This is a genomic window from Nitrosomonas sp. Nm58 (assembly GCF_900107335.1).
Taxonomy (GTDB): domain Bacteria; phylum Pseudomonadota; class Gammaproteobacteria; order Burkholderiales; family Nitrosomonadaceae; genus Nitrosomonas.
In genome coordinates, this window is the sequence record NZ_FNPQ01000004.1 from 90,759 (window position 1) to 114,507 (window position 23,749).

At 52.3% G+C, this 23,749-nt stretch carries 30 protein-coding genes and 1 pseudogene; 1 reads left to right on the forward strand and 30 read right to left on the reverse strand.

Going from position 1 to position 23,749, the window contains the following annotated elements:
- Nucleotides 1–4: 4 nt before the first annotated feature.
- The 15 genes from BLW34_RS03330 to BLW34_RS03390 all read right to left on the reverse strand — a co-directional run bounded on the left by BLW34_RS03330 (nucleotide 5) and on the right by BLW34_RS03390 (nucleotide 10,730).
- Nucleotides 5–1,396 carry a hypothetical protein gene (locus BLW34_RS03330; RefSeq protein ID WP_090575567.1) on the reverse strand — a complete coding sequence of 464 codons (1,392 nt, stop codon included), beginning with the start codon at nucleotides 1,394–1,396 and terminating at the stop codon, nucleotides 5–7.
- Nucleotides 1,393–1,647: a hypothetical protein gene (locus BLW34_RS03335; protein ID WP_090575570.1), complete on the reverse strand. Its 255-nt coding sequence runs from the start codon at nucleotides 1,645–1,647 to the stop codon at nucleotides 1,393–1,395. The genes BLW34_RS03330 and BLW34_RS03335 overlap by 4 nt, the downstream gene beginning before the upstream one ends.
- Entirely contained in the window at nucleotides 1,640–1,765 is a 126-nt protein-coding gene (locus BLW34_RS16750; RefSeq protein WP_256203550.1) for a hypothetical protein, read from the reverse strand. Before BLW34_RS16750 ends, BLW34_RS03335 begins: the two co-directional genes overlap by 8 nt.
- Entirely contained in the window at nucleotides 1,762–4,770 is a 3,009-nt protein-coding gene (locus BLW34_RS03340) for a tape measure protein (RefSeq protein ID WP_090575574.1), read from the reverse strand. The genes BLW34_RS16750 and BLW34_RS03340 overlap by 4 nt, the downstream gene beginning before the upstream one ends.
- Before the next feature lie 2 nt (nucleotides 4,771–4,772).
- Nucleotides 4,773–4,910, reverse strand: a complete 138-nt coding sequence (locus BLW34_RS16020; RefSeq protein WP_177165945.1) for a hypothetical protein — start codon at nucleotides 4,908–4,910, stop codon at nucleotides 4,773–4,775.
- On the reverse strand, nucleotides 4,907–5,344 hold the full coding sequence (locus BLW34_RS03345; RefSeq protein WP_090575577.1) for a hypothetical protein: 438 nt from the start codon (nucleotides 5,342–5,344) through the stop codon (nucleotides 4,907–4,909). The genes BLW34_RS16020 and BLW34_RS03345 overlap by 4 nt, the downstream gene beginning before the upstream one ends.
- Nucleotides 5,345–5,362: 18 nt before the next feature.
- A complete protein-coding gene (locus tag BLW34_RS03350) occupies nucleotides 5,363–6,112 on the reverse strand; it encodes a phage tail tube protein (RefSeq protein WP_090575580.1) in 750 nt (249 codons plus the stop codon).
- 18 nt (nucleotides 6,113–6,130) lie between these two features.
- Complete coding sequence (locus BLW34_RS03355; RefSeq protein WP_090575583.1) at nucleotides 6,131–6,325, reverse strand: DUF7210 family protein; 195 nt, start codon at nucleotides 6,323–6,325, stop codon at nucleotides 6,131–6,133.
- Between the two features lie 13 nt (nucleotides 6,326–6,338).
- On the reverse strand, nucleotides 6,339–6,779 hold the full coding sequence (locus BLW34_RS03360) for a phage protein Gp37 (RefSeq protein WP_177165946.1): 441 nt from the start codon (nucleotides 6,777–6,779) through the stop codon (nucleotides 6,339–6,341).
- On the reverse strand, nucleotides 6,769–7,269 hold the full coding sequence (locus tag BLW34_RS03365) for a phage virion morphogenesis protein (RefSeq protein ID WP_090575590.1): 501 nt from the start codon (nucleotides 7,267–7,269) through the stop codon (nucleotides 6,769–6,771). The genes BLW34_RS03360 and BLW34_RS03365 overlap by 11 nt, the downstream gene beginning before the upstream one ends.
- The gene (locus tag BLW34_RS03370; RefSeq protein ID WP_090575593.1) at nucleotides 7,269–7,769 is read right to left on the reverse strand and encodes a gp436 family protein; all 501 of its coding nucleotides are present in this window, start codon (nucleotides 7,767–7,769) and stop codon (nucleotides 7,269–7,271) included. The genes BLW34_RS03365 and BLW34_RS03370 overlap by 1 nt, the downstream gene beginning before the upstream one ends.
- A gap of 23 nt (nucleotides 7,770–7,792) precedes the next feature.
- The gene (locus BLW34_RS03375; protein WP_090575594.1) at nucleotides 7,793–8,050 is read right to left on the reverse strand and encodes an HI1506-related protein; all 258 of its coding nucleotides are present in this window, start codon (nucleotides 8,048–8,050) and stop codon (nucleotides 7,793–7,795) included.
- Between the two features lie 72 nt (nucleotides 8,051–8,122).
- Nucleotides 8,123–9,175, reverse strand: a complete 1,053-nt coding sequence (locus BLW34_RS03380) for a Mu-like prophage major head subunit gpT family protein (RefSeq protein WP_256203551.1) — start codon at nucleotides 9,173–9,175, stop codon at nucleotides 8,123–8,125.
- Between the two features lie 33 nt (nucleotides 9,176–9,208).
- Nucleotides 9,209–9,610 carry a hypothetical protein gene (locus BLW34_RS03385; protein ID WP_090575596.1) on the reverse strand — a complete coding sequence of 134 codons (402 nt, stop codon included), beginning with the start codon at nucleotides 9,608–9,610 and terminating at the stop codon, nucleotides 9,209–9,211.
- A gap of 34 nt (nucleotides 9,611–9,644) precedes the next feature.
- A complete protein-coding gene (locus BLW34_RS03390; protein WP_090575599.1) occupies nucleotides 9,645–10,730 on the reverse strand; it encodes a phage protease in 1,086 nt (361 codons plus the stop codon).
- A gap of 434 nt (nucleotides 10,731–11,164) precedes the next feature.
- Between BLW34_RS03390 and BLW34_RS03395 the strand changes: the two genes are divergently transcribed.
- Nucleotides 11,165–12,598, forward strand: a complete 1,434-nt coding sequence (locus tag BLW34_RS03395) for a hypothetical protein (protein ID WP_090575602.1) — start codon at nucleotides 11,165–11,167, stop codon at nucleotides 12,596–12,598.
- Between the two features lie 285 nt (nucleotides 12,599–12,883).
- Here the strand turns inward: BLW34_RS03395 and BLW34_RS03400 are convergent, their stop codons facing one another.
- The 15 genes and pseudogenes from BLW34_RS03400 to BLW34_RS03465 form a co-directional block, all read right to left on the reverse strand.
- On the reverse strand, nucleotides 12,884–13,690 hold the full coding sequence (locus tag BLW34_RS03400) for a phage head morphogenesis protein (RefSeq protein ID WP_090575605.1): 807 nt from the start codon (nucleotides 13,688–13,690) through the stop codon (nucleotides 12,884–12,886).
- A gap of 62 nt (nucleotides 13,691–13,752) precedes the next feature.
- Nucleotides 13,753–13,890, reverse strand: a complete 138-nt coding sequence (locus BLW34_RS16025; RefSeq protein WP_177165947.1) for a hypothetical protein — start codon at nucleotides 13,888–13,890, stop codon at nucleotides 13,753–13,755.
- Nucleotides 13,891–13,916: 26 nt separating this feature from the next.
- Nucleotides 13,917–15,476: a DUF935 domain-containing protein gene (locus BLW34_RS03405; RefSeq protein WP_090575607.1), complete on the reverse strand. Its 1,560-nt coding sequence runs from the start codon at nucleotides 15,474–15,476 to the stop codon at nucleotides 13,917–13,919.
- Nucleotides 15,470–17,077 carry a phage terminase large subunit gene (gene terL, locus BLW34_RS03410; RefSeq protein ID WP_090575613.1) on the reverse strand — a complete coding sequence of 536 codons (1,608 nt, stop codon included), beginning with the start codon at nucleotides 17,075–17,077 and terminating at the stop codon, nucleotides 15,470–15,472. Before terL ends, BLW34_RS03405 begins: the two co-directional genes overlap by 7 nt.
- On the reverse strand, nucleotides 17,070–17,570 hold the full coding sequence (locus BLW34_RS03415) for a DUF1804 family protein (protein ID WP_090575617.1): 501 nt from the start codon (nucleotides 17,568–17,570) through the stop codon (nucleotides 17,070–17,072). Before BLW34_RS03415 ends, terL begins: the two co-directional genes overlap by 8 nt.
- Nucleotides 17,571–17,590: 20 nt before the next feature.
- Nucleotides 17,591–17,908: a hypothetical protein gene (locus BLW34_RS03420; RefSeq protein ID WP_090575620.1), complete on the reverse strand. Its 318-nt coding sequence runs from the start codon at nucleotides 17,906–17,908 to the stop codon at nucleotides 17,591–17,593.
- A gap of 9 nt (nucleotides 17,909–17,917) precedes the next feature.
- A complete protein-coding gene (locus BLW34_RS03425) occupies nucleotides 17,918–18,136 on the reverse strand; it encodes a hypothetical protein (protein ID WP_090575622.1) in 219 nt (72 codons plus the stop codon).
- A 2-nt stretch (nucleotides 18,137–18,138) separates the two neighbouring features.
- Nucleotides 18,139–18,351 (reverse strand): TraR/DksA C4-type zinc finger protein, encoded by a 213-nt coding sequence (locus BLW34_RS17245; protein WP_090575626.1) that lies wholly within the window; start codon nucleotides 18,349–18,351, stop codon nucleotides 18,139–18,141.
- Nucleotides 18,348–18,914 (reverse strand): hypothetical protein, encoded by a 567-nt coding sequence (locus BLW34_RS16030; protein WP_090575629.1) that lies wholly within the window; start codon nucleotides 18,912–18,914, stop codon nucleotides 18,348–18,350. Before BLW34_RS16030 ends, BLW34_RS17245 begins: the two co-directional genes overlap by 4 nt.
- Nucleotides 18,911–19,378, reverse strand: a complete 468-nt coding sequence (locus BLW34_RS03440; RefSeq protein WP_090575632.1) for a lysozyme — start codon at nucleotides 19,376–19,378, stop codon at nucleotides 18,911–18,913. Before BLW34_RS03440 ends, BLW34_RS16030 begins: the two co-directional genes overlap by 4 nt.
- Complete coding sequence (locus tag BLW34_RS03445) at nucleotides 19,368–19,877, reverse strand: N-acetylmuramoyl-L-alanine amidase (RefSeq protein ID WP_090575635.1); 510 nt, start codon at nucleotides 19,875–19,877, stop codon at nucleotides 19,368–19,370. The genes BLW34_RS03440 and BLW34_RS03445 overlap by 11 nt, the downstream gene beginning before the upstream one ends.
- Before the next feature lie 132 nt (nucleotides 19,878–20,009).
- Nucleotides 20,010–20,417 (reverse strand): hypothetical protein, encoded by a 408-nt coding sequence (locus tag BLW34_RS03450; protein WP_090575638.1) that lies wholly within the window; start codon nucleotides 20,415–20,417, stop codon nucleotides 20,010–20,012.
- A 171-nt stretch (nucleotides 20,418–20,588) separates the two neighbouring features.
- Nucleotides 20,589–21,695, reverse strand: coding sequence for a DUF4062 domain-containing protein (locus BLW34_RS03455; RefSeq protein ID WP_090575640.1), 1,107 nt, complete (start codon nucleotides 21,693–21,695; stop codon nucleotides 20,589–20,591).
- Nucleotides 21,696–21,787: 92 nt separating this feature from the next.
- On the reverse strand, nucleotides 21,788–23,230 hold the full coding sequence (locus tag BLW34_RS03460; protein ID WP_090575642.1) for a P-loop ATPase, Sll1717 family: 1,443 nt from the start codon (nucleotides 23,228–23,230) through the stop codon (nucleotides 21,788–21,790).
- A 138-nt stretch (nucleotides 23,231–23,368) separates the two neighbouring features.
- A pseudogene (locus BLW34_RS03465) lies at nucleotides 23,369–23,749 on the reverse strand (hypothetical protein); the annotation flags it as partial.

Sequence of the window (23,749 nt, forward strand, 5' to 3'; positions counted from 1 at the left end):
TACTTTACTCCAAAGCGATCGCGGCCCAACGCTCCTTGGCGGTGCGGAACACGTTGGGGATGATCAGATAGGTCACTGCCCCAATCGTGGTGGTGTTTTCTGCGGCATTGCCAAAGCCGGTAACGGCAAACACCCCGTGAATCTCACCCAGGATGTTCGGCGAGGGGTTGGCCCCATCTACATGCATAATGCACGGGAATAGCACATATTGGTTGTCGATGGTGGTGACGATATTCTTGTAAGCGGTGGCATGGTCATTACTTGGGCCCCATGGCCAGACATTGCGGCCAAAACTCACTGCCTGTTCTGGCACACTCGAGGTATACCAGTTCTTGAAGGGATACCACGCCCCATCGGCAAAACGCAGGTAGTGGGTAGTGACGCTGGTGAGACTGGCCATGCTGCTGTCAACACCTCCTGTATCGTAAAAATTACGGCAGTCATCATTGGTGCTCGACCAGCGCATTCTACTATTGTCCGTTGGCCATCCCATCGCGTTGCTGCCACCGATCATCAGCGGGTACGGGTATTGACTCGGCGTGGCATAGGGCAAGATAAAGCCGGCATACAAGGCATGATAGGTGGTGTTGATCTTGGCAATGACCATGAAGCGCCGCCCATTGGCGATAAACCAGTAGGGAATGCTGCTGTTCCAAAGCGATAAACCGACTGGCAGACTCGTTCCCGGCTGAGTGGCAAAATCCAGCACATTGCCCACGATGAATCCAGTTGCGCCATACAGCCGCCAGTTGTACCAGTCACCCGATACGCTGTAATCGGTTTCCAGGTTGACGAATATTTCATCACTACCACCGCCAGGGCCCTTTAACGACAAGCGTTTCCTGAGTTGTACGTTGAGCGGGAACCCCTCCTGATAGAGGATGATTCTATTCAGCGTGAGCGATGAGCCGCCGGTGCTGTTGACGATATTGAGCCGCCAGAACTTGTGCTTGTTCAGATTGTTGCCGCTCAATGCAAAATCCTTGATGCCCGACTGAGACGTCCAATCGAGTGACGTCATACCGCTGAAGCTGTCCTGAGTCGTCCAGGATAGCCCGTCATCGCTGTATTGAAAATCAATCGATTCCGGCTGCGCGCTGCTGGTGAGTGCGGTGATGTTGGCCGAAGTCAGGTGCACTGGCTGGTCGAACTCCACCCCGATCTGCCATGGTTTCGCATTGGTCGTGCCGCTCCAGGTTGAGGCGGTGAGGTTGAAGGGGTTGTTGGCTAAAGTAACCGTGCCGCTGGAGGCGAACACGCCCACCATCAAGGTGTAGTCGGGATTGTGATACAGCTCCTGCCAACGCTCGTTGACCGGCAGTGTGACCGTTAAAAATGTGCGCAGTTTCTCGAAGAGATCGAAGGCGCTGGTTGCTGTACCGATTTCGACAGTCATGATAGTGCCTGCTTCAAAGCTGCGTTATTGCGGGAGATGATGTTCAGGATCACTTTCTCACCCTCGCTCGAGGTCAGGAAATCCTTGGTGACGCGCGGATCGATGCTATTGACGATGCGCACCGACTGGTTGACGGTAGGTGCAGCCGCAGGAGATAGGGCCAACTCGCCAACCAGACCGCCCTCGGCGTAGCCCAGGCGTGAACCACGCGGCACTGGCGCCCCTTTGGACAAGCGATGCAGGTTATCCAACGCCGCCAATCCGAGACGGCGCACCGATCTCGTTGACCGGCAGTGTGACCGTTAAAAATGTGCGCAGTTTCTCGAAGAGATCGAAGGCGCTGGTTGCTGTACCGATTTCGACAGTCATGATAGTGCCTGCTTCAAAGCTGCGTTATTGCGGGAGATGATGTTCAGGATCACTTTCTCACCCTCGCTCGAGGTCAGGAAATCCTTGGTGACGCGCGGATCGATGCTATTGACGATGCGCACCGACTGGTTGACGGTAGGTGCAGCCGCAGGAGATAGGGCCAACTCGCCAACCAGACCGCCCTCGGCGTAGCCCAGGCGTGAACCACGCGGCACTGGCGCCCCTTTGGACAAGCGATGCAGGTTATCCAACGCCGCCAATCCGAGACGGCGCACCGATGCCGCCGAGAACACATACTCGCCCGCATGCACCACCCCGGCGGGTTGAAACTTGCCACCCTCTCCAGTGTAGCCACCCTCGGCAAAGCCTTTGCCAGAAAATGCGCTGAACAACCCGCTGAAAAAGCCGCCGATCCCGCTCCCGCCGCCGGAGAACAACCCTTTGAGTGAAGAGAAAATACCCGACAACCCTTTCTTCAGGGAACCAAGCAAGCCGTTCAATCCCTCCGATAAGCCGCTGAATAAGCCGCTGAATATACCGGCAGGCGCGGATTGACCATCTTTGCCCTGGCGTCCGAACAGATTGAAGAAGATATCGGTAAACCCGCCCGCAAGCGAGTTCGATAAGGCGCGCATCATGGAATCGCCGATGGCGGCAAGAATTTCAGTGATGCCGCCTTCACCTCTGGCCACCCGGTAAAGCCCATCGGCAAACGCATTCTGCACGCCGCGCTGCACGCTTTCGAAGATCTGGTTCTGTTGCCGCAGGATTTCCTCGGCACGGCGTTTTGCCAGATTGTTGTCCCGTATCCGGCCCTGCAGCTCGAGCAGTTTATTGATATCCTGGATGCCGCGCTTCTCGGCTTCCATGAACAGCACCGCCGTTTCGCGTTCCTCATTCGAGAGGCCGGACAGGAACGCTTCACGCTCGAGTTCAGCAATGAAATCCTGCTGGCTTTTGAGCCGGGTGGCTTCCAACCCCGCGATCTCATTGGCGACTTTCGAGCGCTGCGCATTCAGTTCACGCTCGGCAATCGCCTGGCTGGCCGTGATTTGAGCGATCTCCGCCAGCGCTGTCAGCCGGTCGGCCTCGCTGGATTGCGGACTGTCGATGATTTGCTGCCGGATTGCTTTCTGCCGTTCCAGTTCGGCTATCTCGCGGTCGGTCAAATCGGTCTGCAAGCGGTTTAGCCTGGCGTAGTATTCGTCAGCATTGATCGCTTTGAACTGGAATAGCTCGCGGGTAGGCTCGATCTCGCGTTGCGCCTGATCGTCGGCCAGCCGTTTTGCCTGCTGGAAAAGCGCATTCTCAAGATCCTGCCGAGCTTTTGCCAGCTCCTGCGCGGCACGTACCGCCGCTTTGCTGGCTGCTGCGCTCCCGCCGTCAACGGAACCGGCAAATTGTTTTCTCGGCTGGAATTCGTCCGTGACGGCCTGCGTATCTTGCAGACGCGCGGCAATGCCTTTTTTAAGCGCGCTCAGCACACCGCCGTTTTCGGCGAATTGAGCCTCAACCTCGTAGGCTTCAATGAGCGCGTTTTTAAAATTGTTCGCTTCCACGCTGGCATCGGTCAAGCCTTTGGTGAGAGCATTGCCCACCTGGTCAAAACTGAAATCTTGGCCGCTTAACGCTTTTTTAACATCCTGCGCCAGGGCAGTAAACAGCGTGCGTGTGTTGGTGATCGCCGCCCTGAACTGCTGATAGAGGCTCGCGGCGGTGATGCCGGTCGCGCGCCCGATTAAACGCAGGCCGGTAAAAACCGCTGTTACAAAACCATTAACCGTGTCGAGCAGTGCGTCAAACATCCCGCGCGCGGCACTGCCCAAAGTGCGGAAGGTATTGTTCAGGTTTTGCCCGGATAGGCCCACGGCTTGCGAAATGGCGCTCAGCGTATCCGCTACCGTATCCTTGATGGTGCGCCACGTAGCGGAGACAACCGCGCCGAGCGTGGTTGTTTTACCCTCGAACTCGACCGTCTTGTCGATGTTGGCAATAATGAAGGTGGTTAGTGCGCCCAGGGAAGCTGCGACCAAGCCAATGGGTGAAAGTAATGCTTTCAGTCCAACCAGCACGCCAGCAAGTCCTGTAGCAAGCGTACCAGAACCACCGGCTGAAGCTAAAAAGACCGCCGTCAATGCGGTCACGCCGCCTGCAACCAGTGCGATCACTGTCTGCATGTTGTTGGCGATAGCCTGCAAGGTGTTGGCAAACCCTTCGGTGATGCCAAGCCGTTCATCCAGTTTGCCAAGCGCGACAATCGCCTGGGTGCGGATATTCTGAAAGGCCCGGGAAGTAGTCAGCGGCAATTTCGAGAATTGGCGATCGATATCGCTTTCCATCTTGAACAGCGCGTCACGCACCACTTCGGTAGTCAAGCCGCCTTGCTCGGCAATCTTGCGAAGCTGCCCGATATTGACGCCCAGCCCGTCGGCGATGGCTTTGGCCAGCGCGGGTGTTTGCTCCATGACGGAATTGAGCTCTTCTCCACGTAGCGTGCCGGATGCCAATCCTTGCTGTAATTGGAAAATGGCTGCATCGACACCCGGCCCTCTGCCGCCGATCCGTGTCACCCTGGCGATAATATTGGTCAGCTTGGTGGATTCATCCGAAGCCAACCCTGCATTGATTCTCAATTTAGTATAGAGCTCGGCGATCGAATCCAGCGATTGGCCGGTTTCCAGTGCAATGGCCTTGGTTTGCCGCTGTGATTCATTGAAATCGTCCTGGCTTTCCGCCGCGATCTTCAGGAGGGCGTTGATTTCCTTATAAGACTCAGCCAGTTGGGTGAACACCGGGAGGGAAATGGCGGCACTGAGTCCGCCGAGTAAACCAGAAAACCTTGAGCGAAAACCATCAATACTGTTTGAAAGGCTATCCAGGTCTCCTTTGATCTTCTTGCCGACATTGGAGTTGGACAGCCGGTCGAATTCAGAGCGGATCTTGCCAATGACGGTCGAAGCATGGTCACTGGCGCTGATCCTGATTTTGAGTTCTTTGTTTGCCATGGCTAAAACGATTTAAACCATTTTTTAAAGCTCTTCTCATCGGCCATGCCAGCGCGCACGGCGATAGCCTGCGCCTTGAGGCGGTCGGCTTCCATCTGCTGGAGGGCTTCCGAGTAGATATGCACCTGGGCAAGCGTCATATCGAGGACGGAGCCGAGCCCGGCTTGTCGAAAGAGAAGGTCAAGTTCTGCCCATCCAGTTTGGCGATGAGATTCTGCCAGCCGGTTTGCACGGCGGGCAGAACCTTCCGGATGAAAAAATCGGTATTGACCTCGATCACCGCCAGCGCCAGCCTTGCCAGCTCATCGATATCCAGCTCGCCCACCCAATCGAGCGGTTTTCTGCAGGCAATGGCGGTTGTCCTGATCACCGAATCAGGCGACTTGAGCACCAAGGCCATGACGTCGATTTCTTTTTGGGTCAGATAGCCGAGTATGGGCTGAATCGCCGCAAGAAAGGCATTCAGCTCTTTTACCTTGATAGGTGTAACCACAATCGTTTCACCGCCTGCCGTTACATTAATGCCGGTGGGCGTTAAAACGGCCAGTTCATTGTTGTGTTCTGTGTTTTCCATATTCATTTCTGTGAGTAATTAAGACAAATCGACCACGCGTCCGAACTGGCCAAGGTTGGCGTCACCCACCTTGGTGTCGTCGAACAGTGCAGCGCCGGATAGGGCGAGTTTGGTCACATCATCGCTAATCAGTACAAGCTCATTCAGCGGATCGAGCGTTACTTTGTAGAGCTCGATCAATACTGGTTTGAGCGCGTCGGCGGTATTTAGCCCTTCGAAACGCAACCAGCGGTCAGGAGCGGCTGCCTGGAACAAGCCGACATTGATCTGCTCGCCATAGCTGTAGTCCGCTTTGAATGGTTGCACATAGCTGCCAATGTTGAGAATCTTGAGTGTGCCGTGATTGGCGCTGGATACCTCATAATCGGTGCCTGCCACCAGCGTGGCAGGCGTGCCTGCACTATCCTTGATCACCACCGATGACACTTTGCCATTTTTCAGCCGGGCATAATCACCCGCTGCCAAGGGGTTGGCCAATACTTCGGCGGTGACTGTGCTGCCAGCAATAGTTGATTTAGTGCCATAGAGCGCTAACGCCAGATTGTCGGTGGAGAATTCCTCCAGGGAAAATTCCACGCTGGTTTTCTTGGAGGTGATCAGTGAGAGGTCGGTCAAGCGCTGGCCGCTAGATGACTCCTTGTGTTCAAGCTTTTCTGTTTCAAGATTAATCTTGAGATCAGGCACATTGCCGACAAAGCGCATCGCTGCCGGAAATCCATCCGCTGCGCGGCTGGCGATGAATATTTTTCCTTGTCCTGAGAAATACATGGGGAGAGCTCCTTAACGTTAGAGAAATTCTTCAGCTATGCCGATGCTGATCAGCCAGCGTGCGCTATCAGCATCCAGGGTCAGTCTTGCACCCACTGGATAATCACGCCCGGCATGCGTATGCGGCTTGAGCAAGTCAATTGTGATCTGCTTGTTTTGCGGTATCTCCGAGATTGCGGAATCAGCGGATACCGGGTTATTCTGTTTTGCCATATCTTCTCCTGGTTTAAAGGGTCAACTGCTTCACGCGGGTTTCGACCTGGGCGACGCCTGCCGTCAAGCCTGCCTTGTAGAGCAGCTCATCATTCATGAAATCGATGGCGGTCACTTTCCAGATGCTTTTGTTGACCTGTGCCTCATTGAACAATGCGGCGATCGCTTCCAGCATTGCATACAGTCCGACCGGGCCGATGGCCTCACCAGCACGCGCCGCAGCTATGCCACGGCTGTTGCGTGCCACGCAGGCGATGCCGAAGTGCAGTTTGGCGCTGCGGCTTTCGATCTGGAACGAGCTCGGTGCGACATAGACTGCGGGCGCATCGGCGGCGAAGCGTTTGATCAAACTCTCGCCGCTCAGATCGGGCAGCCCGGCCACATCACGCAGCTTTGCGCCCAATGCGGATGCCTTGATGTGCGTGATCAGGTCGTTTTCCAGTTCAGCGAGCATTGGCAGCCTCATCGATGGCGCGCTCGATGCGCTTCAAGATCCAGTTCTCATCCTGTGTGCTGATGCCCATATAGGGCCGCGCCGGGATGGTGACCGATTTACGTAGGACAAACTCGCCGTTAGCGAGCCGGAAGCGCAAGCCTTTGCCGTTCTTTGCCTTGATGACGCCGCCGAACTGGTGGATGGCGGCATAAACCCGGTTCACGCTGACTTCAGCAAAATCGCTTCCCGAAGCATGCGCGACCGAGTCGAGCAGATGTCGATCCTGAATCAGGGTGCGTTTGCCGGTCAGTTGCGCGCGCAGACTGGGTTTCCATTTTTCTCCATCGGGGCCGCTCTGGCTGATGAAACGCTGCCGGGTGCTTTGTTCGAGCTTGTTGGCGATAGCCTGCATCACCTTGGATTGATCACGCCCCAGCGCCATCAGCCGTTGCAGGCTGGCTCGGATGCGTGCATCCTCATAGCTGATCTCGAACGATTGAACCGCCATCAGATAAAGCCTCCCGGGTCACGTCGGAATACGGGTTGAGTAGCTGACATCTGCGCGGCATCGTTGACCATTGGTCTGTTGCCGGAGACATCCACGCCGATATTGACCTGGCCTTTGGCCAGCGCCGCCAGTTGACGGATCACCTGTTTGTACCGTTCCATGATGAGTTCGGTCGCCTGGTCGTCATACAGCGCATGGCGCGCCAGATCGCAGGCAATCAACCGCACCATGCGCGGCACGACGGCGAGCGGCAAGGTGTAACGGGTCGCCAGATAACCATTGATTACGCTGTCCGCGTCCAACAGCCGGTCGTTGATCACCGCCAGCGCGGCCAGTGTGGCGTCCTGCTCCGCTGGGGTGTAGCCGCTCAGGTCGCCGCCTGCCGCAGCGGTGGCAAGCATAGCGGATGTTACCAACCGGGGCGTGCCCCGGTCAGCCCGTTGCGCGATTTCTTCCGCACCGAACTGGTCGAGTAGGTTTGTAGCGGTGGCGTAGGTCATGGTGAGTTGTTACCGCGTAACGATTATGCGTCGATCTCGGTTTCCGAGACCGCCAGCATCGGCTCGCTTTTGATCTGGGCAATTTGTTCAGCCGTCAAATCAGCCAGCGGGATCACCTGGTCTTCTTTTCCGAAGGTGATGCCCGCCCGGCGGAAGCGATCATTGAACGCCCGTATACGTAGGGCTTTGATCTTTTCTTTATTAACTGTGTCTTGGGTTTTGATTTCTGGTGTTGCCAGGTTTTCTGCTGCGGGGTCGGTAGTTTTGTCTGTTTTGGCCATGTTGTTTGTCCGTTAAATTGATGGGTTAGGGGTCGTTTCATTGGGGCGAATCTTGTATTCGCCCGTTATCGATTAACCCGCGCCGGTCGAACCCACTGCCAATTGCCAGAATCCGTAACCGCCCGATGCACGTGCTTCCGCGCCGAATTTGAATTTCTTGCGCATGAACACATCGTCGTTTTCCTGGCTGGTTTGCTCGACGAATACCGGCGCTTTACGCTCCTGGTAGATGAACGGCTTGACCGGCTTGGTGGTATCGAGCAGGTACCAGGCGGTGTCGGAGGTCAGGCGCGCATCGACCACCACTTGCGCCGTGCCTTTGTACAGATTGGCTTTTCCATCGTCCAAGCGGTCATTGTTGATCAATGCCAGTGCGACGTCCTCCAACGCAGGCGGCACCAGCAGCACGTTCGGGTTGATATTGAGCGGGCGGCCTTCGTCGTCCTTGAACTTGCGCATGGTGGTGCGGGCTGCGCCGTAGCTGGCGATGGCGGCTGCTTGGCTCACGGCGCTCAAGGCCACCGTCAGTTTGTTGGAAATGCTCGCGCCTGCCACCAGGTGATCGGTGTCGAAGAAGTACTGTCCGTCAAAGCCCAGGTTGGTGAACGCATCGTTAACCAGGGCCATGACGATTTCATCCGGCAACTGCGCGGCCGATTCACCTGCCATTTGCGCCTGCGGGCCGTAGATGCCGAGCTGATCGTCCTCGATGTCGTTGCGGTCGACTTCGATGGTCGCTTCCCAATCCTTGTTAGGGATGGTGTACTTGAACGCTTCCAGCGCCTTAACGTTTTTATCGCCGATCCACTCGCGCATTCTCGGGAATTTGGACAGCCACGCGTAATCGTTCTGGCTGGTGTTGGAAGTTATCCTCATGGCGATCTTCTGCCAGACCGTGGGTGCGGCTCCGAAGGCGTTATGGAAGGAGGTTTTAAGCGAGATGAACACATCGCTAAGGGTCTGCTTGTTGACCAGCAGCCCGGCCAGGCCAACGAAACCCAGCGATTCCATGCTCTCGCTAGGCAAGCTGAGGTTATCCCAAGGCGCGGCTGTCGCGCCAAACGCAATGAAACCCATCGCCAGCGCGATGGCGCACAGCACGGTCAAGATTTTAGAAAAAGTCATAATGGCTCCTTGTGGTGTATTGATCTGATTTTGTTACTCGACCCAGACGCCGTCCGAATCGAGGCCGACGACCTTGCCTGCAACCGAGCGCGTGGCGGTGCCGTCGGTCTTGGCGACCGTCTCGTCATCGACGATGTAGCAGGTCTTGCCGAGATCGGCCTGAACCACCGCATCTGATCCGTAGTTTTTAAACTTGAAGGCTTTCTTGCGGCGGACATTGACGGTTTTCGCGCCATCCGCACCGCCCGTGTTGTCCACCTGCTCCTCCGCGCGCCCTAAATAGGTCAGGGTGGCAGCCACGGCACCCGGCGTGGCATAGCCGGAGGCATTGAGCGCCACCAGTGAACCTGCATAAATCTTGGCGTTGGTGGCGACCGGTACATTGACCAGCTCGCCGTCTTTCATCGGGGTGTTGCGATCTGCTGAGAGCGCCATGTTTTCTCCTGTGGGGGTTAATCGATTTGTCTGGTTAGGCCGTGGCGGGCATGTTTTTCTTGAAGTCTTCCGGGTCGATGTTCATTACCCGGCAGAGTGCGAGCTGCTCTTCCGTTAACGCTTCACTCTCGTTTCCTTGCGGGGGTTTCCCGCCGGTTTGTGTGCTGCTCAAGGCTGCAATCGGTTGTGCGGCCGCCAGGTACTGCTTGAGCGATGCCAGGTTTTCTTTACCAAGGTTGCGCGCCCATTCTTCCTGGGCGGGCAGCAGCTTGCCTTCGGATAACGCGATCTCGACCACGTCGTCCACCTCGCGCTCGATTTTTTCTTTGCGCAGACTGGCAACTTCATCCTGGAGCGCTTTCATGGTGGCGACCGGCACGAATTTGGCCGGATCGGGATGATTGGCAACCGTTTTGAGGGAGGCAATTTCGCTGTTTAGGCTTTGCACCAGCGCGACCAGATTGAAATCCGCCTTGGTGGCAATCGCAGGATTGTTGCCTTTCAACTGGTCGATGGCTTTCTGCAGTTCGGTGACCACTTCATCAACCGTCGCGGTCACCGGCATGTTGAGCAGCCAGCGCAATTGCTCGAGTAATTGATCCATGTTTAGTTTCTCCTGATTAAAAAATTGAGAAGCGGCAACGGCATCCATGCCATCGAGCGCCGGGTTATTGGTCAAAGCGGCATGCAACAGCCGCTTGACCTTCCCGGTCTTCTTGTCGTAAGCAAAAACAGGGGAGATGTATTTGTATTCGCCGCCTTCGATCATTTGAGTGGCGCGTTCCGTCCATTCCACATCGACGGCATAGAGACCGGACTCACGCCATTCCAATTTGCCAAACCAGCCCGCAGCCGGGGCGGGTTGGCCGTTTTGTGCAGCAAGCAAGGTTTGGTGTTCATAGTCCACCACCGTGCGGTTCGCGCGAGCTTCAAATTCAGCAATGATTTGCGCTGCCAGAGCGGCATCGATAAACCAATGCGGCACGTCATGCGGACGTCCGTCGGTCGCGCGGAATTGCCCAGCGGGGAATAGCTGGATTTCATTCGCGGCAGTGACCGAGATGGCGCACGCAGCGATGCCGTGAGAGGGGTTGAATGATTGGGAGTGTTTTCGATTCATGCTGCCATGGTACCGGCAGCATCGAGAGGGATTAAGGAGGTAGTGTTTCCTCCTTAGAACAAAGAGTTAACTAAAAATAGACTAGCATTTCATTGATAAGCCAGTCAAATGCGAGGCAGCAAGGGGTTATTCGTCGTGCATATTTGAGAAGGTGGGAGGGTTTGTCGCATACTTGATCCAAAAATCATGATTTATTCATCATTTTTGTGGATCTAACAAATTTTGTTAAAAAGAAAATTAAATAGACTAGACGCAATTTTATAAAGCATAAGGAGATAGCTTATACTTGTCCTTGTTATATTTCATCCTTGACGTAATATATTAGTAATACTGCATCTTTTTGGAGTTTTTGTGCTATTTGTTAGGTATTTCTCACGGAGTCATTTCTGCGCATTTGCTAACAACTAAGATTCCAACCAGCAGGGGAGGATCACATGATAGGCGATTGGATTCAACAAGATATAGAAACAACGGAAGCATTTTGTAGGCTTCACGCACAGGAATCAGGCGAAAAACTTGAGCCGAGTAAAGTTTCGCTATTCTTGCTTCAAGAATGTCCTTATGATGGCTATTGGATAGCACGACTTCACATTGAACCTCAGACCGTCTTTCGAAATAACGGAGCGACAGCAATTTCTAAGAGGAGTTTCACATATGCGCTACTAGCCCGAGATGGCGCCAACCGCAAATTTAAGCTTATCCCTATCTGGCAAACCACCAGTAGTGGACTGCACAACATATTTGAAATCAACGATATCCTTGGATTGTACGTCACCTCTGATAATGTATTGAGGTACATGACTTTTTTTGGTCAAGTCATTTGGAATCCTCCCTTCTATTTCTTCGAAAGCGTCACGAGCCTTGGCAGACTCATCGACAGCGTTGCTGATGAATCCAAAAAGGACACACTTGTCTACAATGTTAGAGCGGTTCTTGGTATTGATCCGGATGGAAGAATAGGCATTCGTATTAAGAGCGCGCGGTATCCATTACTCGGATCAACAGTAACCTTCGAAGCGCCATGCCTCTTCAAAGGTGACTTATACTTGGCGAAAATGCGTATCTCTCACTACGGCCGCCCTGAAATGGATGATGAGAGACGATTGGAAGCCAGTGAAATTTACGATCCAGACGAGAGCCTTGATTACTATCCTCTTGATTTCGGAAAAGAGTTGCGGGAAGCGATGCAGAGTGCCAAGCAAAGATCTTCCAGACTACTTCGCAGATTCAGCGCAGTTTTATACATTGATGCGATGCTACTCATGTGGATACTGCCTCTTTTCTTATTTCAAGTTTATGTCACTTTGGGGATCGGCTTACACGGTAATGCTATCGCTGGTTATTTCGACCACCTCCGGTACTCCACATTTTTGTCTGTAATAAGTCTAGTTCTTGGCTGCGTTGGTATCGGAGTGGCGGTATTCCGATATGCATTTCTTGAAATACTCATCCACCTTAGAAAGTTAGTACCGAGTATTTGGACATACACAGCAACGGAAATAGAAAGCCAGTTAAGGAAGTTAAAGTCGAAGTTGGGTACCCCTTTCTTCTTTTTCTTAATCGGTTCAGAACACCTCATTAAAGCATTAATGTGCGTAACGCTGCTATTGTACGGGGTGGCTCAATTTCTCCCTCCTCTTACTGAAATTCAACTAAATTTTGGTCAAGCTTTGACAACGACATTGGCAGCTACCCCACTCGTAGGCCACACCATCAAAAATATGCTTTCTGTGTCTGACTTCGCACCAATAACGCTTCCGTCACCTTTTGGAGAGGTTATTGAAGCGATCTTCGGATTTTTAATTTCGACTATCATCATAGGGATCATAGTCCGCACATATCACTACACAAATGAAAAGATACATTGACACCTAATAATCACATGCACCCAAACAAAAAAGAGCGACGAAGGAACGGTGCTTTTTGCTGCCGGTGATGTGAAGGGTTATCTCCGCTAAAAATATATTTTTTCACCATCTCACTGCCTGCATTGAATCGATTTCTGTCGATGAATCACATGCTGATATATAACCTACTGCCAAATCAAGATCAACCTCCTACACACAAATAGCAATTTGACGCGATTTAACGCCTAGTTAACGCGGGTGAAATTTTCAAGTAATGGCACAGTAGCCAGTAACACAAAAAATCGCTTAAAACCCCGCTTTTTTGATTCGCTCATTTGCGGCAGCTTTTAAATCATCCGGCAAGCGATCAATTTTATCAGCCAGCATCTTATTCAGATTTGCCAATCGTCCTCCTGGCGGATAATTGAAGCTGGGATCAACGCCCTTTGGGATGCGCTGCACTTCGCCGGTGCGCTTGTTGATATAAGTGTAGGTTTCTTCCTGCGGCGGCTCGGCAGGTTTCAATCCCAGCTCATCCAGCGTATCTTCATCCAGTTGCATCACGCCGCATTTGCAACCCCATGCCTTGACCGGGTAATGCGCCTGCCAAAAGGGATCATCCACTGGCAACACCAGCCCGTCCCAGGCGGAGTGCTCCAGGCGCGGGTGTTCGGAGTTGTTGGCGTCATACTTGAGATAAGGAAAGTCGTCCTTGTTGCGCTGGATGCGCTGCCATTGTCCCTCGCTGTGGGCGGTGCGCAGGTTGGTGTCATAAATCACCTTGAGGCGGCGCGTGCTGCCAAGCTGCACGAGTTTAGTCTCGCCGGTGAGCGGATCGGTCATCTCGGCTTTACCCCACCAGCCTTTCTGCACCAACAAGGGAGCTAAATCTTTACGGAACTGCTCGAAGGTTGTGCCTTCAGCCAATGCAGCATCAACGGCCTCACGGATATCCCGCAGGATGTCGAGCTGCATGGCCTTGGCGACGGTGAACGTTGCCTGGTGCTCTTGTTGCCAGACGTCCTCCCAACTGAAGCCGATCAGGAAGCCTTTCTGGAGAAAGAATTCGATCGCTTCTGCTGGCGGCAATAATTTGAATTCAAAGGCTGGCATTGTTTAACGGATGATTGTTGGGGCGAAATCCTGCATTCGTCCCAATAGGTTTATGTTTTGGTTTAGAACAATGCGCCCAGGACAAGGCCAATGACTACTCCGGCCGCGAACGGCAATCCGGTTTTCACTGGATCGTTCTTGATGGCGGTCACTGCCTCAAAAAATTTGTCTTTGATGATGCTTTTTAGCTGATCGATCATGCTGCTCTCCTTGGTGGTTGATAATTTTATTGCGGTTTCTGATTGCGCACGCGTCCATAGATGGCTGCGGCGAATTGCCCTTGAGCAAGGGTTTCAGTCAATTGGGCGGTGTCCATCGATTCGAGCAGCCCGACTATGCCTTTCTGGAAATCTTCGAAGTTGTCTACGTTGGCAGCCAATGCCATGATGGGCGCAATCAGCGGATCGGTGACGCGTTCCCACTCACTGGCGAGTTCATCGCTAAAGATGTCGAATTCGTCCGGATCGTTTTGTGTGGCCGCAGCCACGATACCGGTGGCGGCAGATGGCGGTGCATTTTCTGGACTAGTGGGTTTGGAGCGCACCAGTACCGGCTCGTTTTTTTCCGGGGCAGGGATGCGCAGCTTATCCTGCACCCAGGAGACTGGCACCGGCAGACCGACATCGACCAGCTTGGGCAGCGCTTCCGCGTACAAGCTCAAGTCCTCCGGTTCGCGCAAATCGATGATGAAACGCGGGATGCGCCTCATATCCTCGATCGCGCCGATGTTCAGCACTATCAGGGGTGCGACCAGATCACGCGTGAGGGTGCCTGCCAATTGCAGGCTGTCCGACATCATGAGATCGTGGCGCACTTCGTTGTGCACGTTACCGAGCGCATTAGTGCTCGATTTGCCGTCGGCTTGCGTGGTGAGGGTGCCGCCCAGGATGGTTTTGCTTTGGGTGCGTTCACACCAGTCCATCATTGCCTGGTAGGGATCGTGGCTGCCTTTGGCCGCTTCCTTGAAATCGATCGACATGCCTTCCGGGATGATGCCTGCCGCGTCGTGGCCGATCTGCATCACGGCCCGCAACAGCGTGGCTTTTTCCTCATCCCCGCTGCCGCTGGGGTAAGTCCCCAGGCGTAGTGGCAAGCCGTAAATTTCCAGGAATTCCGCCAGGTCGCGCACCGAGTAATTCTTGAACAGGAATGGCCAAGCGAGCACGCGGTGCAGTCCGGCCCGCGAGAGGTAGCCGGATTTGGCTTTATGCACGTGTGTGATCCAGCCGAACGGCTGCAATGCCGCGCCATCGAGCGAAAGGTCACGCAGTCGGATCTGCGTGCGGGTCGCCCGGTCGGTCATGAACCAGCTTTGCGGCCGGTGATGGATCGCTTTCGGCAGCCAGTCGCGTCCCAACCGTTGCCATTCGATCTCCAGGCAGGCAAAGCCGTGGCCGATGCCGTCCAGGCAATCGAGCATGACGTCTTCCAAGTTGGCAATATCGGAGAGCAATTCTTTGACGGCGGTGGCCGTTTTCTTTTCACGGGCGGAGGGATTGCGCGGCGGCACGATATCCCATTGGCCGGTCAAGAGAGCGCGCTTGCGTTTGCTCATCTCGGCAAAGATATGGCCGTCTTTTTCCTCCATGTCCAGGAATAGGTCATGCTGCGCGCGGCTATCGCCTTGTTCGGCGCTTTCCAGAATGCGTGCCAGTTTAGCGGGCGTCAGTCCCCGGCTGGGATGACCGGCGAATTCATGATTGAGATGCGCCACCTTGGCGGTTTGTGACTCTTTCAGCTTGCCGGTGTCGATCGGGTTGCCGTACATATCGACCAGTTTTACCATGCGCCTCCTTTGCTGCTTGTTTTGCCCGCACCCTGATAGGCCATGCCGCCAGACCGGGTGGTGGCCGCCATCCATAGCATGTGCAATGCATCCGGGCCGTCGTCGTGGTCGGCCTTGGGGAAATGCCGCAGTTGATCGATCAGGGTAGCTTGCGAAGGGTGCAGCCGGATCAGTCCATTGGCCATGTGCGGTTGCAGGGTTTCGATTCTCAGCAGTTTGTCGCTGCTGGGGGTGATGGCGGTGGCGGGCACCGGCACGCCTCGGCTGGCTGAGCGCTTGACGAGCTCGGTGCGCAAGAATTCCTGGAACTGCACCACTTCCACCACCCACAGCACGCACTTGTATTCACGTTGCAGATTGATGATGTCCTCGATGATGCGGTCGGGCAGGCGTTTTTTGATGAGCGCTTCCACCACGTCCAGAATGCCGGTGTGCCGGTTGAAGCCACCGACCAGCAATGCTGATGGGTCGCGGCTTGCGCCATGCTTGCCCAGGCTGGGGTCGCATGCGCCGAAGAAGCGCCACTCGGGCAGCCGGTTGACCCAGAACTGGATACAGTTGGCAAAGGGCGCATCGTCACCGGATACGGGGTCGTTCTGCTGCTCACTATCGAAAGCCGGTCGGCCATCGCGGGCGCGCTTGACCATGAGCTTATACAGCGGCTGGGCGGCAGGCCAGGACACGACTGCTCCGGCTTCCATTGCTGTTTTACGCTCGGTGTAGAAGTTTAACGCTGCTTCCTCGCCCTGATTCAGCAGCAGTTCTTCCCATTTATCCCACAGATCCATGCGATGCGGCCATTCGATTACCGCGCGGAATTTCTGCGCCTTCCACAGCGGGTTTTTGATGAGGCGGGCCAATACCGAGTCATAGTGCAGGATGGTGCCGATGATGACCACGTCCATGCTGTCGTCTGCCGGGCCGAGCGACAGCACGGTTTTCTTGAGCCAGGACTCCAGCTTGTCGCGCTGCTCTGGGCTTCTGACGTTTTCATCGTTTTCCAGATCGTCACCAATCACCAGATCGGGCCGGTGCGGGCCGTGTCGAAGACCGCGCATGCGTTTGCCCGAGCCGAATACCTGCACCTTGGCATCGTTACTGGTGACAATGGTGCCGACCTGCCAGACACGTCCCTGGCCGGTGGCCTGCGGGTAGTCCATGATCAAACGCGGGTTGAACTGGAGCTCAGCCTTGATCGCTTCCAACATGGGCAGCGCCTGGTCGAGCGCGTCCATGATGATCACCGGGTAGTGTTTTCTGCCGGTGACCACGCACCAGATGACGAAGATTTGCGTGACCAGCGTCGATTTGGCATTGCCGCGTGGCGCGGCGATCGCCTCATGATCGCCGATGCCGTTGTCGACGATCTCCGGCAGGCGCTGATAGAGGAAGTCGTGCAGTTGTGCGTTGCGGTGCTTGATGTAATGCGGGAAGTAGGTGCGCGCGAAGCATTCCAGGTCGTGCTGCGCCCGGTCTTGCCGGGCTTTTCTGGCCCTGCTGTCCGGTGCAAAGCCGTCGACATTGGCTTCGATCTGGCGGCGGAATTCTGCCGCTAGTTGCGTCAGCTCCTGCAGAAAAGCTTTCTGGGTGGTTTTAGCCATAGCGTTTGCCGATGCTCTCGCCAAACGGCAGCAGCACTTCTTCCATGGCGACCGCATGCTGGGGATAGTACGTCTGGATGAACTGCACCAGGTCGCGCAGCATATCGGCGGCGAAGCTGAGCTTGTCGAGCTTAGGATTACCCTTGGTGACCGCATTCATGGTTTTGGAGTAGGCGTCCGAGATGCGCGACAGCACTTCGGCCTTATCAAGTGGCTTGATGTCCTGGCTGTTTTTCACATCCTCCATGGTGCTTTGAAACAACAGCATGAAATCTTCCAGCACGGCAGCGGTGACCGCTTCTGCGCCTTCACCTGAGAGCCTGGCAGCAGCGCGGGCGCGATCCCAGTTATCGCCATTTTTCAGCGCGGCTTTTTTCCAGCGCGTGATCGTGCTGCGCGGCATGTTAAACCGATCAGAAATCGCTTCCAGATTTAACGCTTCATAAACGTAAGCAGATCTAACTGCAGATGTTGTTTCGGGGGAATGGGCCATAAATTATTTTGTTATTTCGCTCACTTTTCTTCCCAAAAAAGCCTGTCTTTTAATTCCCTTATTTCAAACTCAAGATCGATCTGGTCATCAATCATTTCTGATATCTTTTCTTGTTTTTTGGCCAATGCATACATTCTCTTTTCTTCTTTTTTCAGTGGCTCCAGTAGCTTGGCTATCGTTGCGTAATCGTCCCGGTGTTTCTCGATTATTTGGGCACTCTCTCTGCCTATCTCGAAAATTCGAGATATAGGAGCTGCATCGATTATGGCTTTCAGCCGTTCCAGGCGTTTTTCCAGTTTTGCGATTTCTGTTTTAAGGGCTCTGGTTACAGCACTCATGATTTATTTTTATAACCCGATCAAGGATTTGCCTTTTTCGATCATGAGGGCCACACCCACTGATACCAACCCGCCGCTGATCGCGCCGTTGAGCGCGGAGCGTTTCTCGACCTGGCGCAGGCGGCCGTCCAGTTTGTCCAGCCGGTCGTTGGTTTGATCCTGTCTCTCGATCACGAGATCGAGCTTGCCTTTGATCTCGCCCAGCAACAGCGCGTGTTCGTTATCCATCGTCATAATCCTCGTTTTAGGGTTGATTCGTGATCCTGCTGGCAGTCGATGCAGCGTGTGATGCCTTTGATCTCCCGCCGGGCCTGCGGGATTTCCTCGCCGCAATCCTCGCAATGGCTGAGCGCCGGTTGCTGGGCGTCCGGCTGGATGGCGCGCCGTTGGGTATGCTCATATTCGGCCAGCTCGATCTTTTGCGCTAAATCCTCTGGCCTCATGGTGAATCTGCCTTTATTTCTCCTCGATCTGCTCCTGCCAGGGTGTGGCCCATTCCACCAGCGCTTTGTGCCGCGCCTGGCATTCGTAATAAAGCGCCGACCGCTCCAGGCTGTTCCTGAAGATAGTTGCCAGCCGACCGTCCTGAGCCTCCGGCAGATCCGGACACAGGGAGGTCAATGAGGCCGGTGGCTGGTGGGATGGGGATGCTTGCAGCGGGACGGGCGTTGTAGAGGCGCAGGCCGTCAGCATCGAGCCCGCAATCGCCATAACTGCTATTCCGATCGATGTTTTCATTGGCTTTTTCCTTGACTTTGATATAGACGGTGCGCACTTGCTCGCGTGCGGTTTCGAACTCCCGGGTGACTTGCAGCTCGGCTCGAGTCTGCGCGATGGCTTCGGTTTGCGCTTGTTTGATGGCGGCTTCGAGGGCGGTGGCTTGATCGGCCAGACAGCCGTTCTTGCCATTCTCATGGCCCTGACGGTAGCCGATGCCGAACAGCGTGAATGCGCCGAGTAAAACCAAAACAACTAACCAAGGGTACGGTGAAAATAACGGGCTCATTGGCTGTCCCCTATACACAGTTCATATTCCTGCTGGCGGCGTTTTTTAAGTCCGGCCATGACACGCCCGCCAGCGCGGTTCCAGCGCAGAATTTGCGCGCACGCCCCGGCGTAATCCGGCGGGGTTTGCTTTAATTTCTTGACCAGTGTGGATTTGCAGAAGGCGCTTGCACCGATGTTGTAGGCGAGGCTGACGAAGGCATCGGCTTCATGTGCATAGACCGGCACGAGCCCAACACAGTCCGCTATCCGGGCAGCGATGTCGTTTGCATCGCGGTACAGCAATCCCAACGCCCGCTCCAGGGTGATCTTGTCGCCCGCTGTGACGTTTTCAGTGGTACCGAAGCCGATAGTCTGCACACCCACGCCATCATCATAGGCGCTGCCACGGTAACCCTCGAACCCGGCAATCGTTACCAGTGCGGCAGCGGACAGGCCAATCAAGGCGTTGCGCTTATTCATCATCGGCAATCTCCTCATTGCCTAGAACATGCGCAGGCAACGACTGCATATCGTTACCCAGCCAATTTACTACCGAAAACCCGGGGCATTCTTTTTTGACGTTGGGCAGATCGCAATGACCCAGCACGATGGGCGGGTGGCTGTCGCCCTGCAGGAGCATGACGTGCTCTTGCAGTTTGCGGACGTTGTCCCGTAAGGCTACCCATTGCTCAAGTGTGAATTGATTTGTGCCGATTAAACAAATGCCCAGGCTTTTGCTGTTATAGCCTTGCGCATGCGCGCCTATTTCGTCCAGGTGGCGTCCGGTGGCGACTGCGCCATTGGGGTAGATTACGAAGTGGTAGCCGATGGCGGCAAGATCAGAGTTTTGCCATTGTCTGAATTCAGCAGAGCGTTTGAACCCACGCTCTTGATGCCAGCGGTCGATATCGCTGACAGAGAAGTGCTTGCCGTTGGGCGTGGCTGTGCAGTGAATGATGATACTTTTGATTTGTCGTGTCATGCCGCCATGATGGCGGAAGACATGGGGTGGAATAAGGCGGAAGGATGCCCGCCTGGGGGTTTTGGGCGGGTGGGGTTAATGGGTTATGTGGAATTTAGGCGGGTGTCAAATGAGGGAGTAATAAATTAATAATTAACCAATGTTCTTACTGGCTTCGGTAAATGTATCCATTAACTTGGTTTTTGGTTTGCCTAACCTCTGATAGTTCTCTATCGCTCGCTGGATCATTATAAATGCTTCAACCTCTATATTCTTTTTTATCTCACCTTTTATTCCGTGTTTAAGACAATTTCGTACACGATTTCCATCATCACGAATCTGCTTTGCTGATCTTCCCCGAGATCTATCAGCCATAATTATAAAATCAATAATAATGTCTTGTGCGTGTTTTAAATCTTTATCTTTAACCATTTTTCCCAGAATTTCTTCTGCAGCACCAGCAAGCGTAATTGCCGGGATAAATCTATTTTGTAGAAATAACTCTATTGCGCAATGAAGTTGTTCTAATATGATTTGATCTTCTGTTAAATTATTAAACATAGAAACTAAGAAAGAATTAGTGGTTCACCGGAAAATTGTAGTCAGAGTTATTAAATGATTAAATTCTCTGACCCCAATTCTCGTTATTTAAGCCTTTATTGTTTGAAGCCTTTGTGATTGATTGTTATCAGAGGAAAGATCCACGAATTATCACGAACTATGTTGATAAGATTAATGCTCATCATCACCCTTCGACTCTGCGGCCGTTCCACCGAAATCTTCCTCCAAAACAGGTTCACGCCTTACTGCGCGAAGCTGAACCATCAAAGTATTACCATACGGGGTCAGAGTCCAGTAGGTACCGTTGTCTTTTATACTTCGCTTTCGGTCATTCTCTTTAATCAAGCCCAATGCTCTAAGCTGCACCATGCACGTCTCTATTTCATCCTTCCGAAATGAAAAAGATCTTAGTTCTCGATCTTTAAACTCTTTACGTGACTGAAATGCCTTTATCGACTCTCTTCGCAGAAAATCGTAGAATGATTGTCGTAGTGCGTGGTCTGATGCTTCATTAATCATAGAAGGAGCAACCGCTGCAAAAATAGCATTCCATGTCGGTGTTATGGATGCCGTATAGCCTTGGATTTTATGATAGGGAGGTGCTGATAACTCTTTTCTAGCTTCAAACGACATATGAATTTCAAATTTGTCCTCTCCTTGAGACAAGGCCTCCGTTCCAGACGGGGGCTTATCTCGAAGGCTTTCAGCCTCGCACTCCAACTCGGCAATTTTGTTCTTGAGTGCCAGCATGTCTGCTAGCGTGGCTTCTGTGGGCACCTTATCCGCTCTAACCCAGCCAACTGTCGGATGTCTTTTGAAAGCAGTGGTTAACCCGACAATTACTTTAGCTTTTAGATCGTCAGCGCTTTTCCAATAAACACAAGTATGGTTTTTCTCAATTTTTGTACGGAATTTTTTCAATTTCTCCCAAACAACACCATCTGTTTCAGTTTTATCCCGCGGGAGATTATCCGGATTTTCGTGAAGTAGAGGTATTACTGGCTTCTTTGTTTCGAGCGCATAGTCGTACTCTTTCTCTGTGTAACCGATACCCACTTCATCCAGAGAGCCGTAACGCCCGCCAATAATCAAAATGTAATAGTCGGAGTTATCGATAACATCACGTATGAGTTGCCAAGCAGTATCGTCTGTAGCTGGAAACAACTCCATACCAGCAGGCATATGATCGATTTCTAAGATCGCCTTTAGCGTAGCCTGTCGTTCATCAATTAGATCTACGAAAGTAGAGCTGATAAAGATTTGGTATCGCTTTTCCATGGGCCTCCATTATGAACGCTAATACTGATCTCTGGGACAAACAAAAGCGTAGCGTAGCTTTATTCCTAGCAGCGTTTTGTTATAAGCAGCTATCAACTCGCACTTAACTCTAGTTCATTGAATATCTGCATAGCATCTTCAGGTTGGAGCGCCCAGCGGTAAGCTGGGTGAACTTCCCAGTCATAACCAAACTCAGTAAATTTATTTGATAGGTACCGATTTTCCTCAAAATACTTGCGATCAATTCCCGAGGGCAGTTGCTTACGGGCTGTAATGAAGTTTATTTTGTAAAGGAAAGCTGCCAATTCTTTGGTATCAGCTTGGCTTCCATTCGCCCAGTGGTATTTGCCTTGTTCTTCAATTGCTCTAATTTTTTTCAATAATTGGTCGGTGCTATAGACATAACCTTGAGAAGCTTTTCGTTGAATCTTAGACGGACGCATTCCAAGAATGAGCTTTTCAATATTGGGTAACTCAGAGCGATATTCATTAATGGTATCTTGAAGCCTGCCTTGAGAGTACTCTTCAAAAATGGCTTCCAAGTGATTTGTTGCTATTTGGTCTGAGCCTTTTGACTTTGCCTCTCTTCCAGCCAAAGTGAGCAATTTGACTAAATCACGAGGACGTTTCCTAATTAAAGACATCAGTACCCTATACATAGGTGCATCTTTCCAATGACCTTTTCCAGTGAATTTCAATTCAATTATCGAAGCTAGGTAATTCATTAGTGAAGATTGATGTTTTGCCAGTAGCTCAGCCTCATTTACTCCTCTTCCAAAGTAACTTTCAATCCTCTTCACGAGGAGAACCAAGATTTCATGATTGGTCCACGAGTACCAGATCACAGAGCCTTCTGTTTTGTCAGTTGATTCATCAGATGTTCGGGCCAAATAGTAGACATCCGATCTTAAGCTAACTCTAAAGTATATTCCCCGATTTTCCGTAGACATATCCCTTACCGCATTTAATAGTGCCGAAATTCTTTGAATGTCGTGTTTCCGTCCTTGCCAGCCCCTGTCTAAATCATCGATATATACAGAAATTTTATTGTGTTTTAAGAAATCCTTTATTATTGCTTCTTTTGAGGGAGACAAATTAACCTTGTCACTGGCATTAAAGGTTGATGTGAGAAAATCTAATACGGCACCACTATATTGATTAAACTTCCCTCTCAACCCATCGAATGATAAGCCAAAAGATATTAGAGCTTTTCTTGCGATAATTTCATTTATACCAGTTTTCCAATCTCTAATCAGTTTCAGAAAATCATCCGTATCTTCGCCTATACCGATGATGTCATCGGGTTTGATCAGTAATGTCAGTCGATTCTTTTCTGACTCTTCATCGATCGCAATTTGAAAAAGAGCTGATTTCCCTATCCCTTTATGACCGACTACTATTCGCAATGGTAGATCATTAACAACCTGGGAATACACTTTGCTTTTGAAGTAGTACTCTTTTAATCTTAGAGGATCCTCATCTTCAGCTGCCTCATGGCCAAATAGTCTCTGCAGCTCGTATTCATTAAATTCCATATTCTGTTCTCTTCATGTATGCTGAGGGTAAGGGTTTTTTACACAAAGCTTTGCAGTAATTTTGAGCTGTGATAGCGATGAAATAATTGTCCGCCAACAGCGACTAGTTATGTTCAGAGCTAGAGCAAGTACACATCATCAAAAAGGAATATCATCGTCGAACTTTGACTCAGATTCAGGTAGCGCATTTTCTGGTAACGGCAGATTATTGACGATATATAAATTAAGTATGTCCTCGCGATCCATAAATAAAATCTGGCTTCGCTTTGAAGCGTCTAGTTTTTCACCAAGCCAATTTCTCGCTTGTTTAGTAATCTCACCCCCAGCGACAATAAATGCATGATCAACTAGAACTCGTCTGCTTATTTCTGGATCAAATATTTCATGACCAAGCATCATTAGGACTTGGTTGTATATCTCTGCATGTAAATAGCGGTGTAAAAATGTACCACTGAAGTGCACTAATTTCGCTGCGATCGCGGAATAAAAGTGTACCAGTCCAATGCCTATAAACTGATG

Coding starts and splice junctions, on each gene's coding strand:
- BLW34_RS03330 (WP_090575567.1), bottom strand. CDS start 1,396: ATGACTGTCGAAATCGGTACAGCAACCAGCGCCTTCGATCTCTTCGAG.
- BLW34_RS16750 (WP_256203550.1), bottom strand. CDS start 1,765: ATGACTGTCGAAATCGGTACAGCAACCAGCGCCTTCGATCTCTTCGAG.
- BLW34_RS03340 (WP_090575574.1), bottom strand. CDS start 4,770: ATGGCAAACAAAGAACTCAAAATCAGGATCAGCGCCAGTGACCATGCT.
- BLW34_RS16020 (WP_177165945.1), bottom strand. CDS start 4,910: ATGACGCTTGCCCAGGTGCATATCTACTCGGAAGCCCTCCAGCAGATG.
- BLW34_RS03345 (WP_090575577.1), bottom strand. CDS start 5,344: ATGGAAAACACAGAACACAACAATGAACTGGCCGTTTTAACGCCCACC.
- BLW34_RS03350 (WP_090575580.1), bottom strand. CDS start 6,112: ATGTATTTCTCAGGACAAGGAAAAATATTCATCGCCAGCCGCGCAGCG.
- BLW34_RS03355 (WP_090575583.1), bottom strand. CDS start 6,325: ATGGCAAAACAGAATAACCCGGTATCCGCTGATTCCGCAATCTCGGAG.
- BLW34_RS03360 (WP_177165946.1), bottom strand. CDS start 6,779: ATGCTCGCTGAACTGGAAAACGACCTGATCACGCACATCAAGGCATCC.
- BLW34_RS03365 (WP_090575590.1), bottom strand. CDS start 7,269: ATGGCGGTTCAATCGTTCGAGATCAGCTATGAGGATGCACGCATCCGA.
- BLW34_RS03370 (WP_090575593.1), bottom strand. CDS start 7,769: ATGACCTACGCCACCGCTACAAACCTACTCGACCAGTTCGGTGCGGAA.
- BLW34_RS03375 (WP_090575594.1), bottom strand. CDS start 8,050: ATGGCCAAAACAGACAAAACTACCGACCCCGCAGCAGAAAACCTGGCA.
- BLW34_RS03380 (WP_256203551.1), bottom strand. CDS start 9,175: ATGACTTTTTCTAAAATCTTGACCGTGCTGTGCGCCATCGCGCTGGCG.
- BLW34_RS03385 (WP_090575596.1), bottom strand. CDS start 9,610: ATGGCGCTCTCAGCAGATCGCAACACCCCGATGAAAGACGGCGAGCTG.
- BLW34_RS03390 (WP_090575599.1), bottom strand. CDS start 10,730: ATGAATCGAAAACACTCCCAATCATTCAACCCCTCTCACGGCATCGCT.
- BLW34_RS03395 (WP_090575602.1), top strand. CDS start 11,165: ATGATAGGCGATTGGATTCAACAAGATATAGAAACAACGGAAGCATTT.
- BLW34_RS03400 (WP_090575605.1), bottom strand. CDS start 13,690: ATGCCAGCCTTTGAATTCAAATTATTGCCGCCAGCAGAAGCGATCGAA.
- BLW34_RS16025 (WP_177165947.1), bottom strand. CDS start 13,890: ATGATCGATCAGCTAAAAAGCATCATCAAAGACAAATTTTTTGAGGCA.
- BLW34_RS03405 (WP_090575607.1), bottom strand. CDS start 15,476: ATGGTAAAACTGGTCGATATGTACGGCAACCCGATCGACACCGGCAAG.
- terL (WP_090575613.1), bottom strand. CDS start 17,077: ATGGCTAAAACCACCCAGAAAGCTTTTCTGCAGGAGCTGACGCAACTA.
- BLW34_RS03415 (WP_090575617.1), bottom strand. CDS start 17,570: ATGGCCCATTCCCCCGAAACAACATCTGCAGTTAGATCTGCTTACGTT.
- BLW34_RS03420 (WP_090575620.1), bottom strand. CDS start 17,908: ATGAGTGCTGTAACCAGAGCCCTTAAAACAGAAATCGCAAAACTGGAA.
- BLW34_RS03425 (WP_090575622.1), bottom strand. CDS start 18,136: ATGGATAACGAACACGCGCTGTTGCTGGGCGAGATCAAAGGCAAGCTC.
- BLW34_RS17245 (WP_090575626.1), bottom strand. CDS start 18,351: ATGAGGCCAGAGGATTTAGCGCAAAAGATCGAGCTGGCCGAATATGAG.
- BLW34_RS16030 (WP_090575629.1), bottom strand. CDS start 18,914: ATGAGCCCGTTATTTTCACCGTACCCTTGGTTAGTTGTTTTGGTTTTA.
- BLW34_RS03440 (WP_090575632.1), bottom strand. CDS start 19,378: ATGATGAATAAGCGCAACGCCTTGATTGGCCTGTCCGCTGCCGCACTG.
- BLW34_RS03445 (WP_090575635.1), bottom strand. CDS start 19,877: ATGACACGACAAATCAAAAGTATCATCATTCACTGCACAGCCACGCCC.
- BLW34_RS03450 (WP_090575638.1), bottom strand. CDS start 20,417: ATGTTTAATAATTTAACAGAAGATCAAATCATATTAGAACAACTTCAT.
- BLW34_RS03455 (WP_090575640.1), bottom strand. CDS start 21,695: ATGGAAAAGCGATACCAAATCTTTATCAGCTCTACTTTCGTAGATCTA.
- BLW34_RS03460 (WP_090575642.1), bottom strand. CDS start 23,230: ATGGAATTTAATGAATACGAGCTGCAGAGACTATTTGGCCATGAGGCA.